This is a genomic window from Paractinoplanes tereljensis (assembly GCF_016862435.1).
In the GTDB taxonomy this organism is placed as follows: Bacteria; Actinomycetota; Actinomycetes; order Mycobacteriales; family Micromonosporaceae; genus Actinoplanes; species Actinoplanes tereljensis.
Map to the genome: position 1 here is coordinate 123,192 of NZ_BOMY01000053.1, position 11,695 is coordinate 134,886.

14 protein-coding genes are annotated in these 11,695 nt (G+C 71.0%); 6 read left to right on the forward strand and 8 right to left on the reverse strand.

The window, feature by feature from the left end:
* The first annotated feature begins 1 nt into the window (after position 1).
* Positions 2 to 721 (forward strand): P-loop NTPase, encoded by a 720-nt coding sequence (locus Ate02nite_RS41600; protein ID WP_203813450.1) that lies wholly within the window; start codon positions 2 to 4, stop codon positions 719 to 721.
* A gap of 21 nt (positions 722 to 742) precedes the next feature.
* Here Ate02nite_RS41600 and Ate02nite_RS41605 read toward each other — a convergent pair whose 3' ends face one another.
* Positions 743 to 1,513, reverse strand: a complete 771-nt coding sequence (locus tag Ate02nite_RS41605; RefSeq protein WP_203813451.1) for a class I SAM-dependent methyltransferase — start codon at positions 1,511 to 1,513, stop codon at positions 743 to 745.
* 126 nt (positions 1,514 to 1,639) lie between these two features.
* On the opposite strand from Ate02nite_RS41605, the gene Ate02nite_RS41610 reads away from it, so the two are divergent.
* Complete coding sequence (locus Ate02nite_RS41610; protein WP_203813452.1) at positions 1,640 to 3,691, forward strand: glycoside hydrolase family 99 protein; 2,052 nt, start codon at positions 1,640 to 1,642, stop codon at positions 3,689 to 3,691.
* A gap of 96 nt (positions 3,692 to 3,787) precedes the next feature.
* A complete protein-coding gene (locus tag Ate02nite_RS41615) occupies positions 3,788 to 4,048 on the forward strand; it encodes an excalibur calcium-binding domain-containing protein (RefSeq protein ID WP_203813453.1) in 261 nt (86 codons plus the stop codon).
* Between the two features lie 11 nt (positions 4,049 to 4,059).
* Here the strand turns inward: Ate02nite_RS41615 and Ate02nite_RS41620 are convergent, their stop codons facing one another.
* Together Ate02nite_RS41620 and Ate02nite_RS41625 are read right to left on the reverse strand one after the other, a co-directional pair.
* On the reverse strand, positions 4,060 to 4,662 hold the full coding sequence (locus tag Ate02nite_RS41620; protein WP_203813454.1) for a 4a-hydroxytetrahydrobiopterin dehydratase family protein: 603 nt from the start codon (positions 4,660 to 4,662) through the stop codon (positions 4,060 to 4,062).
* Positions 4,659 to 5,336 (reverse strand): TetR/AcrR family transcriptional regulator, encoded by a 678-nt coding sequence (locus Ate02nite_RS41625; protein ID WP_203813455.1) that lies wholly within the window; start codon positions 5,334 to 5,336, stop codon positions 4,659 to 4,661. Before Ate02nite_RS41625 ends, Ate02nite_RS41620 begins: the two co-directional genes overlap by 4 nt.
* Before the next feature lie 74 nt (positions 5,337 to 5,410).
* Here Ate02nite_RS41625 and Ate02nite_RS41630 point away from each other — a divergent pair, with 74 nt between their 5' ends.
* From Ate02nite_RS41630 to Ate02nite_RS41640, 3 genes are read left to right on the forward strand one after another with little or no spacing between them, the layout of a single operon-like run.
* Complete coding sequence (locus Ate02nite_RS41630; protein ID WP_203813456.1) at positions 5,411 to 5,848, forward strand: nitroreductase/quinone reductase family protein; 438 nt, start codon at positions 5,411 to 5,413, stop codon at positions 5,846 to 5,848.
* Positions 5,849 to 5,898: 50 nt separating this feature from the next.
* Entirely contained in the window at positions 5,899 to 6,297 is a 399-nt protein-coding gene (locus Ate02nite_RS41635) for a DoxX family protein (RefSeq protein ID WP_203813457.1), read from the forward strand.
* Positions 6,298 to 6,320: 23 nt separating this feature from the next.
* The gene (locus Ate02nite_RS41640) at positions 6,321 to 6,722 is read left to right on the forward strand and encodes an SRPBCC family protein (protein WP_203813458.1); all 402 of its coding nucleotides are present in this window, start codon (positions 6,321 to 6,323) and stop codon (positions 6,720 to 6,722) included.
* 1 nt (position 6,723) lies between these two features.
* Here Ate02nite_RS41640 and Ate02nite_RS41645 read toward each other — a convergent pair whose 3' ends face one another.
* The 5 genes from Ate02nite_RS41645 to Ate02nite_RS41665 all read right to left on the reverse strand — a co-directional run bounded on the left by Ate02nite_RS41645 (position 6,724) and on the right by Ate02nite_RS41665 (position 11,666).
* Complete coding sequence (locus tag Ate02nite_RS41645) at positions 6,724 to 7,104, reverse strand: VOC family protein (protein WP_203813459.1); 381 nt, start codon at positions 7,102 to 7,104, stop codon at positions 6,724 to 6,726.
* A 129-nt stretch (positions 7,105 to 7,233) separates the two neighbouring features.
* Complete coding sequence (locus tag Ate02nite_RS41650) at positions 7,234 to 8,766, reverse strand: bifunctional AfsR/SARP family transcriptional regulator/alpha/beta hydrolase (RefSeq protein WP_203813460.1); 1,533 nt, start codon at positions 8,764 to 8,766, stop codon at positions 7,234 to 7,236.
* Between the two features lie 12 nt (positions 8,767 to 8,778).
* Complete coding sequence (locus Ate02nite_RS41655; RefSeq protein ID WP_203813461.1) at positions 8,779 to 9,411, reverse strand: class I SAM-dependent methyltransferase; 633 nt, start codon at positions 9,409 to 9,411, stop codon at positions 8,779 to 8,781.
* A 36-nt stretch (positions 9,412 to 9,447) separates the two neighbouring features.
* Positions 9,448 to 10,770 (reverse strand): serine hydrolase domain-containing protein, encoded by a 1,323-nt coding sequence (locus Ate02nite_RS41660; protein WP_203813462.1) that lies wholly within the window; start codon positions 10,768 to 10,770, stop codon positions 9,448 to 9,450.
* Between the two features lie 17 nt (positions 10,771 to 10,787).
* On the reverse strand, positions 10,788 to 11,666 hold the full coding sequence (locus Ate02nite_RS41665) for a sulfotransferase (RefSeq protein ID WP_203813463.1): 879 nt from the start codon (positions 11,664 to 11,666) through the stop codon (positions 10,788 to 10,790).
* Between the last annotated feature and the right edge of the window lie 29 nt (positions 11,667 to 11,695).

Here is an 11,695-nt window from a genome sequence, read left to right on the forward strand (position 1 = left end):
CATGGACATCATCGCCGTCGGCAGCGGCAAGGGCGGCGTGGGTAAGACGAGCGTCGCCGTCGCGATCGGCCGCGAGCTGGCCCGGGCCGGCCGCCGCATCGGCCTGGTCGACGCCGACATCTCCGGCCCCGACGTGCCGCGCATGCTGGGCCTGCGCCGCGACGTCCCGGCCAAGACGATCACCCTGGCCTCCTGGGGCGGTCCGAAGCTGGAGGCGATGGAGGTGGACGGCCTCAAGGTGGCGTCCGCGGGCTTCCTGATGGCCGGCCGCCAGGGCCTCGCCCTCGGGTCCGATCTGGGCGACCTGATGCTCGGCCGGCTGATCCGGGAGACGAAGTGGGGCGATGTCGAAGCCCTGATCGTGGACCTTCCGCCCGGCATCAACTTCACCCAGCAGGGCGTGCTCTCCGGCGCCGGCCGGGTGACGACGATCCTGGTGGTGACCCCGGCCGAGGTCTCCCACCTGGACACCGGCCGCGCGCTGAGCACCCTGCGCCAGGTGCGGACGCCGGTACTGGGCGGGGTGGAGAACATGGCGTACTTCGAGTGCCCCTGCTGCGGCGAGCGGACCGAACTGCACGAGCCGGCGCCGGACGATCGCACCATCTGGGCGGACGGCGTCGAGCGCCTGGCCCGGCTCCCGTTCCGCCCCGGCGCGGAGATCGCCGCGGCCGACCTCGCCCCGGTGCTCGCGGCGGTGACCGCACACCTCGCCCTATGACACCGGCGCCGCGCGGAGCCCCTATGACACCGGCGCCGCGCGGAGCACGGTGAGGTAGCGGCGGGCCACCCGGTCACCCTCGCGGGTGCGGACACGCTCGGCGACCGCGTCGAGCAGGGGCTCGCGCACCGAGGGATCGAGCCGCCGATAGATCGACGTCGAGCGCAGATGATCGGCGACGCCGGCGCCGTCGAACCACTGAACCGTCGAATACCAGCGCACCACCGTGTCCTTGAACGGGCCGCCCAGCCCTTCGACGCTCTCCGCCCGCGCTTCCTCCTCCAGCGGCGGGTGCCCCCAGTCCGGATTGCCCGGGGAGAAGCGTTCGTGCAGGTCGGCCGTGGCGGCGTACATCTCGGGCTCGTTCGGTCGTCGATAGACGATGTGGTTTAACAAGGCCATCCAGCCGCCGGGTTTCAGCACGTCACCGGCTCGCTGCCAGCCGACCGCGGGGTCGACCCAGTGCCACGACGAGGCGGCGACGAGCGCGTCGAAGCGGCGGCCACGGTCGTCCCACTCCTCGAAGGTGGCGTTCTCGATCGGCACGCCGGGCAGTCGCCGGCGGGCGACCGCGGCCATCTCGGCGCCCGGTTCGACGGCGGTCACCGCGTAGCCGAGGCCGAGCAGCGAGCGGGTGGCCTGTCCCGTTCCACAGCCGACCTCCAGCACCGACGACCCGGCACGCAGGCCGGCAAGGGAAGCCAGGTCGGCGAAGAGCTCGGGCGGGTATCCCGGCCGGACCCGGTCGTAGAGCTCCGGCACCTCGTTGAACACCCGGCCGAGTTCGGTCATCCCGACATCCTGCCACGGACGGAGATTTCCAATGTGTTGTCCAACTATTGCGTTCCTGTGACGATTCTTGTCACGATGACCGTCGATCCGATCCCCGAATCCCCCACCGGATCGACAGGAGTCCCCATGCCCCTCACTCGTCGTACCCTGCTGGCCGCGGCCGCCCTCTCGCCGCTTGCCACAGCCGGAAAAGCCGCCGCCGCATCCCCCGCCGGCGACGTCGTCGGCAAGATCAGCGTCGGCTATCAGGGCTGGTTCGCCTGCCCCGGCGACAGCGCCCCGATCGGCGGCTGGTGGCACTGGAGCCGCGACCGCTTCCAGCCGCCCTCCCCGGCCAACACCACGATCGTGTCCTGGCCGGACACCAGCGACTACACGCACATCTACCCCACCGCCTACCCCAACCTCGGCGACGGCCGCCCGGCCAATCTGTTCTCCTCCTACGACCAGCAGACCGTGGACACCCACTTCGGCTGGATGCGCACCTACGGCATCGACACCGCCGCGCTGCAGCGCTTCAACCCGGTCGGCGACGAGGGCCCGACCCGCGACGCGATGGCGCAGAAGGTAAGAACGGCCGCCGAGGCGACCGGCCGCAAGTTCTACGTGATGTACGACGTGAGCGGCTGGACGAACATGCAGTCCGAGCTGAAGACGGACTGGACCACGAAAATGTCCGCGCACACCGCGTCGTCCGCCTACGCCCGGCAGAACGGCAAGCCGGTCGTCTGCGTGTGGGGTTTCGGCTTCAACGACGACAACCACGCCTTCACCGCGGCCGCCTGCCTCGACGTCATCACCTGGCTGAAGGCCCAGGGCTGCTACGTGATCGGCGGAGTGCCCACCTACTGGCGGGAGGGCAAGAACGACAGCCGAACCGGCTACCTCGACGTCTACCACGCATTCAACATGATCTCGCCGTGGATGGTCGGCCGCACCGGCGACCTGGACGGCCTCGACTGGTTCTACACCAACGTCAACACCCCCGACCAGGCCGACTGCAACACCCACGGCATCGATTACCAGCCATGCGTACTTCCCGGCGACCTGTCGGCCGGCCACCGGAGGCACGGCGACTTCTATTGGCGCAGCCTCTACAACATGGTCCGGCTGGGCGCCCAAGGCCTCTACGTGTCCATGTTCGACGAGTTCAACGAGGGCAACCAGATAGCCAAGACCGCCGAGACGTCCGCCGCGGTCCCGGCCGGCACCGGCATCCGCGCCCTGGACGAGGACGGCACGGCCTGCTCCGCCGACTATTATCTGCGCCTGACCACCGACGGCGGCCGGATGCTCAAAGGTCAAATTCCCCTTTCGGCCGTACGCCCAACGCAGCCGACCGTTGGCACCCCCACCGGTGACCTGGCCGGCGGCCGCACGGCAACCGCGTCCAGCGCCAACGGCCCCTACCCCGCCTCCAACGCCGTCGACAGCAGCACCGCGACCTACTGGGAGTCCAGCGGCGCGCTACCGCAGTGGTTCCAGGTGGACCTGGGCGCCGCGTACCCGGTGAACCGCCTGGTCCTGCGCTTGCCGTCCGGCTGGGAACGGCGTACCCAAACCATCAGCGTCCAGGACGGCACCACCCTGGCCACCCTCGCCGGCGCCGTCGGCCTGGTCTTCGATCCCAGCGCAAGCAACGCGGTGACCGTCACCCTCCCCGGCACTCCGGTCCGAAATCTCCGGCTGGCGTTCGCGGCCAACACCGGCTGGCCGGCTGCCCAGCTGGCCCAACTCCAGGCGTACGCCGAAAGCACGCCCCCGGTTACCGACCAGGCCCGCGCCAAATCCACGACAGCCAGCGGTTATGTGCAGTCCTACGCCCCCGGCAACGTGGTGGACGGCGACCCCGCCTCCTACTGGGAAAGCACGAACAACGCGTTCCCCCAGTGGGTCCAGGTGGACCTGGGCGCCACGGTCACGGTCGGCCGTCTGGTCCTGCGCATCCCGCCGTCCTGGGGCGCCCGAACCCAGACCCTGGCAATAACCGCAAGCACGAACGGTTCCACCTTCACCACGCTGGCCGCCGCCGCCACCCGCACCTTCGACCCAGGATCCGGCAACGCGGCGGTTATCTCCGTAACCCCCACCCAGACCCGTTACGTGCGAGTCACCGTCACCGCAAACACGGCCTGGCCGGCCGCCCAGCTATCCACGCTGGAGTTCTACCCGGGCTGACACCCGTCCGCATGATCGTGCCCGGTTGCCGCGCCAACCGGTGTCCACCCAGGCGAAGGTGATGGCGGCCCCACCACCAACCACGAACGGACCTCGATGCTCCGCACCACCGCCGCCGTCACGGTCGCCGCCGCTCTGATCGCCGCCCCGGCCCAGGCTGCCCTGCCGAAGCCGGCCAAGTACCAGAACTGCGCCGCCCTGAACGCCGTCTACAAACACGGCGTGGCCAAGGCCGGTGCGGCCGACAAGGTAAGCAGCGGCAAGCCGGTGACCACGTTCCTGGTCTACCCCGACACCTACGCGAAGAACACCCACCTGGACCGGGACAAGGACGGCGTGGCCTGCGAAAAGAAGTAGAGCCCGCCGCGCTAGTCGCGGCCCTGCCAGGTGGTTATGCACGCCTCGTTGCCCTCGGGGTCGGCCAGGACCCAGAAGGCGGGCGAGTGTGCGTCGGAGACGATTCGGCCGCCGGCGGCCAGGGCGGCCAGGATGCGGCCGGGGGCCTCGTCGTGGGGCACGCAGATGTCCAGGTGGATGCGGTTGCGCTGCGGGCGTGGGTGGCCCATCTGCTGGAACCAGACCGGCAAGGTCGGCTCGTCGAGGAGGGCCTCCCAGAACGGCCGCACCGCCGGGATGTCCATCGCGTCGATGGCCAGCTCGACGGCCTGGAGCGGCCGCGGCTCGGTCCGTAGCCCGAGTTCGCGCACCGCGACGGTGATCCGGTAGGCCAGTTCGACATCGCGGTCGGTCACCGCCGCGATGTCCCGCGAGCGCAGGGCGAGCACGACCCGGTCCGGGCGTACGTCGGCCTGCAGGTGCCCGTCGACATCGTCCCCGCACGCCGCCACCACCCGGACCGCCTCGGCCCACGACGTGACCCGCACCGAGGTGCGCAACGTGCCCAGCAGGAACCGCCACCCCAGATCGAAGACCGCCACCGACGCCTCTCGCCGGCTCAGCACCCGCGTCATGCGACGGCACCTATCCTGCGCCGCTCGAGTCCGTCGAGCAGCAGGTCCAGGGCGAACGCGAACTCGGCGTCGTCGTCACACGGGCCGAGTGCCCCGGTGTGCGAGGCCGCCGCGGCCAGTTCGGCCACGTGCGGCATGGCCTTCGCCCATTCGTCCGGCACCGGCGCTCCGTCCCCGTTGTCATCGAAAAGGTCCTGGCTGAAGCCGAGAATCCGGCTGCCCAGCAGGTGAATCGCATGATGCCCGAGATCGACCGAGCAGCCGCCGCCGCGCATGATCGCGAGAACCCGCTCGATGTGCAGCAGCACCGCCGGCGTCGGGTTGTCCCGCTCCTCGATGACCCGCGCCGCCCAGGGATGCCGCAGCATCGTCCCCCGCGCCCGCATGATCAGGGCCCGCAACTGTTCGGTCCACGGCCCCGCGGCCGCCGGCTGGTCGCCGGCGGCGATCTCGGTGGCTACCGCGTCGGTCATGGCGGCCAGCAGGGTGTCCTTGTCTCGGACGTGGTAGTAGATCGACATTGCGTCCACGCCCAGGTGCTGGGCCAGCCGCCGCATGCTGAAGCCGGCCAGGCCGTCCCGGTCGGCCAGGTCGATGGCGGCGGCCACGATGCCTTCCCGGCTTAGGCGGCTGTTGGGGCGGACCGCGGAGCGTTCGTCGGAGCGTCGGGGCACGAGCGAAATCCTACTTGCTGCCCTACGCCGTAGGGTCTAACCTACGGCGTAGACCTACACCGTAGGAGGAAGCGATGCCCAAGCTCCCACCCCGATGGTTTATCCGCGGCGCCTGGAAGGCCCACCGAGGTCTGATCCGGGTGACCGGCCTCGCCGATCCGAAGCCCGGCGGCAAATTCGGCTACCTCCGTCTGCACACGACCGGCCGGCGCTCCGGCCAGCCCCGGGCGGTGATCCTCGGCTACATCGAGGACGGCGACGCCCTGGTGACCCTGGCCATGAACGGCTGGGACCGGGCCGACCCGGCCTGGTGGCTCAACCTCCAAGCCGACCCGCGCGCCACCGTCGACCTGACCGGCGGCTCCCACCCGGTGACCGCCCACGAGGCCACCGGCCCCGAGCGAGCCCGGCTGTGGTCGGCCCTGCACGACTACACCGGCTACGGCGACCTGGACGCGTTCGCCACCCAGCGCGGGCGCGAGACCCCGGTCGTCGTCCTTGCCCGCCCCTGACACCTCGGCGAATGAGGATTAGGGCGGGCGAAATTGGAGATCAGGTGGGGATGAGCCGATCCGAAATTGCCTTGCGGGCGATCGGGCAGGCCGCGCTCGGCGGCGTCCTGCTCACCGCCGGCGCCGGGCACCTGACCACCCAGCGCAAGGAATTCCAGGCGCAGGTGCCCTCGTGGTTCCCGGTCGACCCGGACAAGGTGGTGGTCGTGTCCGGGTTCGCCGAGCTCGCGCTGGGGGCGGCGCTGCTGGCCACCTGGCGGCAGCCGGCCCGCCGGCTCCTCGGGAACGCGGTCGCCGGATTCTTCGTCGGGGTCTTCCCGGGCAACATCGCCCAGTTCCTCGAACGCAAGGACGGCTTCGGCCTCGACACCGACCGCAAGCGCGCACTGCGCCTGCTCGGCCAGCCCGCCCTGGTGGCCTGGGCCCTGGCCGCCACCCGCCCGCACTGACGGGGTGGTGGCATCATCTGCGGGTGGCCACGGTTCGGGTTGAGACGTTCGTGCAGCTTTCCGCGGGGCTGGTCTGGGAAGCTGTCGCCGACGTCGGGGCGGTTCACGTCCGGCTGCTGCCGGGGCGGGTGGCGGACGCTCGGATCGAGGGTGACACCCGGATTCTGACCATGCCGGACGGGTCGGAGGTTCGGGAGCTCATCGTTTCCGTCGACGATGGGCTGCGGCGGCTGTCCTATGCGGTGGTCAGTGGGCCGAAGATGGCGATCACCTTTCACCACGCCTCGTTTCAGGTGTTCGAGGACGGGGACGGCAGTCGGCTCGTCTGGGTGACCGATGTGCTTCCGCACTCCATGGCGCCGGGCGTGCTGGCCCGGACCGAGCGGGGCATCGCCGAGATGCGCCAGGTTCTCGAAGCCGGCTGAATCACTCCCAGGTCTTGGCGTTGGCCGCGAAGATCTCCGGGTCGCTGTGCAGCGGGATCACACACACGATGTGGCCGCCGGGCACACGCAGGATGCGGCAGTCCAGCCAGCGGTTGAGCTCCACCGCGCCCAGCGCCAGCAGACGGGCCGTTTCGGCGTCCACGTCGTCGGTTTCCAGGTCCAGGTGGTAGCGGGCCTGGTCGTCCACCGCCTGCACGCCGACCGTCAGGCCGGTCAGGATGCCGGGCAGGGAGGTGAATTGTTCCTCGCCGGGCACCGGATTGGCGGGCACGCCCAGCGCGGCCGACCAGAAGGCCGCCGCTTTCTTGGCCTCGTCGGTGGGGACGTCGATCAGCAGAGTGGACAACCGGCTCCGATGCATCAACACAGGGTATTTGCCACGCACGCAGAATGAAGGGCCAGGGCCAGCGTTAGCTGGGCCCCGGCCCGCCCCCGGCGGGAGCTGCGGCGCGCAACCACCCACCCAGGCACGACATCCTGATCTTGATCTTCAGCTGAGGAATTCCGTGATCAGGTCGACTACGCGGTCCAGGTCGGCGGCATCCGGCAGGTGGTAGCGGCCGTCCAGCGGCACCAGGCGGGCGTTGGGGAGGCCGCCCGCCAGTTGCCGGCCGCCGTCGAACGGGATCACCCGGTCGCCGCGGTAATGCAGGACCAGCGCGGGTGCGGTGATCTTCGGGAGCAAACCGGCGGTGTCCACGTCGTAGGCCGCCTCCAGGTAGCCGGCCGCGATGTCGCGGTCGGCGGAGTCGCGCAGCACCTCGGCCAGGTGGCGGGCGGCGGCCTCGCCGGCGCCGGGGCGGAAGAGGTCGGCGAACAGCTTCGAGCCCAGGCCCCAGTGCGTGCGGACCATGGCGACCAGGGCGGCGTTCAGGTCGGGGCGGCGGAAGGTCGCCGGGCCGTCGGCGTAGGTGCCGACGAAGACCAGCCGGTCGACCAGCGAAGGGTGGGCGGCGGCCAGGGCGACCGCGACCGGACCGGCCTCCGACATGGCCAGCAGGTTCACCGGCGTGTCCATCCCGGAGAGCACCGCGTGCAGTTCGGTCACCGCTGCGGCCAGACCGAAATCGGTCACCGGGCCGCGGGACAGGCCGGTGCCCTGCCGGTCGTAGATGGTGATCTTGTGCCCGGCCACCAGGCGTTGCAGCAGGCTGGAGCGGGGGTCGCGGCCGGCCGCGACCACGTCGATCGAGGTCACCCAGCCGGGCAGCGCGACCAGCGGCGGTCCGGAACCCAGGCTTGCCGTCGCGATGGTCCGATCGCCGGCCTTCACCGAAAAGGTCTTGAGGCCGGCCAGCGGAGGCGCGTGGTGGACCGGCTCCTGGCGCAGGATCCGCAGCTGGGTCTCGCGGATGGCGGCCGACGGTTCCAGCCCCAGCTCCTCGGCGAGCAGGCGGACATATTGCCGGTAAGCGTCCAGCGCGTCGGCCTGCCGGCCCAGCGCGAAGAGGGTGCGCAACAGAAGGTCGCGGGCCGCCTCGCGGAGCGGGTGTTCGGCCACGAAGGCCTCGAGCCGGGGCAGCGAGCGGGCCGCCTGACCGGTTTCGAGCAGGGCCTCGTGCCACTGCTCGGTGGCCTGCAGCCGGGCCTCGTCGAGCCGGATCGCCTCCAGCCGGGCGATCTCGGTGTCGGCGGGGCCGGCGTAGGCGGGGCCGTGCCACAGGGCGAGGGCCTCGCCGAGCAGCCGTTCCCGGGTTGCCGGGTCGTCTTTAAAAGCTGAAGCGACGAGCTGGTCGAAACGGTCCGCGTCGGTTTCCGCGCGCAGCACGTAACCGGGCGGTTCGGTGATCAGCGCGAGGCCGGGCAGCGTGCGCCGCAGCCGGGAAACCTGGCTGTGCAGGGCCGCAACGGGATCGGCCGGCTGCGCGTCGCCCCAGATCAGCTCGGCCAGCAGGTCGGCCGGGACGACCCGACCGGCCCGGGCCAGCAGCGCGGCGAGCAGGGACCGCTGCCGGTCGCCGAGCGGGATCGGGGTGCCGTCGGCGGTCTCCGCCCGCACCGCGCCCAGCACCCGCAACCGCATCGGTCCATCGTGTCACCGCCGGGCGACCCCGGCGATCTGCGGGTTGATCGGCAGCAGCACCGAGGCCATCCGGTAGCGATCCACCTCGACCTCGAAACCGCAGGCCCGCAGCATGGTCTCGGTGTCCCGGCCGACGTCGCAGCCCTCGAAGAGCCACTTCCAGGGCCGGGCCACCAGGCGCTGGACCGCGGAGTACCCGGCATGGTCGCCGGCCCGGACGTGCTCCAGGAAGATCAGCCGCCCACCCGGCCGGAGGATCCGGCCGATCTCCCGGATCGCCGCCACCGGGTCCGGCACGCTGCACAGCACCAGCGTGCTGACCACCGCGTCCACGCTCGCGTTCGGGAAGTCCATCCGCTCCGCGCCTTCGGCCCGGAGATCCAATTCGATATCCCGGCGGCGGGCTTCCGCTTTCAAAGGCCCATGCATGTACGGGTTGGGCTCGATCGCCACCAACCGGGTCCCGGGCTTGTAGAACCGAAGGTTGGCACCGGTGCCCGGCCCGATCTCGACCACCGTGGGCGGCAGGTCGGCGAACAGTTCCCGCTTGCGCGGGCCGAGCAGCCGCCCGCCGTAGTTGTCGAGGCCGCGCAGCACGACGGCGTTGATCCTGCCCCGCACGGGGTTGCCCTTCATAGTCGTCATGCCGGAAGCGTGCGCGCGGCCGCTGTCATCCCACTGTCATCGCCAGCCGCCGGGGTCCACGCCGCCCGGGATGGCCGAGGCGGGTGCGTAGGGCTGCCGGGTGAAGACGAAGGTGCCCAGGTCGAAGTGGGTCACCTGGCCGGAGTCGTCGCGAACCAGGCGCAGGCGTTCGCCGTTGAAGTAGTCGCCGGTGCCGATCCACTCGCCGTCGCCGGCCGGGCGCAGCCGGACCCGGCGGGTGCTGGAGAGCGAGGCCAGTTCCAGCCAGCCACCGGCGGCGGGCCTAAGCGAATAGGGTGCCGGACCCCAGTACCAGGGGCCGGCCAGGTCGAGCAGGGCCGGATCCAGATCGGGCAGTGGGGTCCACGGGGCCGGGATGCGCGGCTCGCGGTCGGCGACGATGGTCAGCAGGTCGGCGGCCACCCCGCCGACCGGCACGCCGGCCGTGGTGTTGGTCAGCAGCACCGCGGCCACGTCGTCGCCGGGGCTGGTCCAGACGGTGGCGGCGAAGCCGGGCATGCCGCCGGTGTGGCCGGACAGCAGCCGGTCGCCGCGCCGCAGGAGCTGCATGCCCAGGCCGTAGCTGCTGTTCCAGCCGTCGGCTTCGGGGGCGCCGTACGGCGTACGCATCTGGGCCAGGGAATCGGCGCCGAGCACCCGGTCGTCGCCGTGCAGCAGGAACTGGGCGAAGCGCGCCAGGTCGTCGGCGGTGGACCAGATCTGGCCGGCCGGTCCCATCGGGCCGGTGTCGGTGAGCGGCTCGGGCAGCAGCACGTCGGCCCACGGGTGCACCGACCAGCCGAGCGCGTGCGGGGCGGTCGGCAACAGCGTGGTGCGATGCAGGCCGAGCGGTTCGAGGATCTCGCGGCGCAGCACCGTGCCCCAGTCCGCGCCGCGCAGGTGCGCGACCAGGGCGCCGAGCAGCGCGAACCCGGGATTGGAGTAGTGGTGCAGCCCGCGCATGGACGGCACGTCGGTGCCGAGGAGTTCGGTGCGGGCGGTGCCGTCGGTGCGTTCCCACCACGGGCCGGGCGGCTCGGAAGCCAGTCCGGCGGTGTGCGCGAGCAGGTCGCGGATCTTCGCGTCGCCGTCGCCGGGCAGGTGGGCGCCGATGGGGTCATCGAGGGAGATCAAGCCCTCGTCGCGCAGGCGCAGCACCAGCACGGTCACGAAGGTCTTGCTGATCGAGCCGATCCGGTACTGCACGTCGCGGCCGGTGTCGCTCCCCCGGCTGTCCAGCCACACCGACCCGCCGTCGCGCACCACCGCGGCGACGATCGACGGGGCCCGGCCCTGGACCTGGGCGGTGGCGAGGCGGTACAGGAGGGCACGGCGGGTTTCCGGGAGCAGTTCAGCCATTCCGGCAACCTATCGGCTCAGACCCGGGCGCTGTATCCATATTTGTGCAGCATCGGCAGCGCCAGCGCGGTCGCGGTCAGCCGGGGGCGGAGCTGCTGTTCGGCGCGCCAGCGGTTGTCCGGCCGCACCGCGATCTCACCGCTGCGAAAGCGGCTCGGGTTGCCGGCGATGGTGTGGTTGGGCTTGAGCAGCACGGTGTTCTCGCTGACGAACGGGCCGTCGGCCGGCTCCACGCCGGTCATGGCGAGGACTTCCTCGATGGTGTCCTGCGGGCGGCCGGCGAAGTCCTCGTAGCGCAGCCGGGTGTGCCGGTCCGGGAAGGCCCGGGTGAGCCGCTCGGTGATGGCGTTGCGGACCAGCCAGTGCATGGTGCTGGCGGTGGGCCGCAGTCCGGAGTCGGCCCGCATCCAGGAGTGGGTCACCGCGCGCGGGTCGCGGACCATGTGCAGCAGGTAGGGCACGGTGCCGGGCATCCGGGTGAGCAGGGCGGCCCCGGACGGCACCTTGGACGAGTCGACGATCAGTTCGGCGCCGGTGACGTCGGCGATCGCCTGGTAGAGCTTCGCATAGATCTCCAGGTACTCCTCGGCCTCGGCGGTGAGGGTGCCGTCGGCGAGGTGCTGGGTGTGGCGTACCCGGATGGCCTTCTTCTGCAGTTCGACGACGTGGGCCGGGTCGGGCAGCCGGTCGGCGAAGGCCAGCGACAGGATGTTCTTCCAGGTGGTGCACTGGGTGAACTTCACGCCACAGCCGCACTTGCGGCCGACGATCAGGCCGCGGTGCCACAGGTAGAACAGCTCTCCGGTGGAGAAGACGTTCTTGTACGAGTTGAAGATGTTGTCGACGATCGTGGTCCCGCTGCGTCCCCACCCGGCGATATACAAGATCTTCACCATAGGCGAGCATGTTGACCAACAAGGTTAAG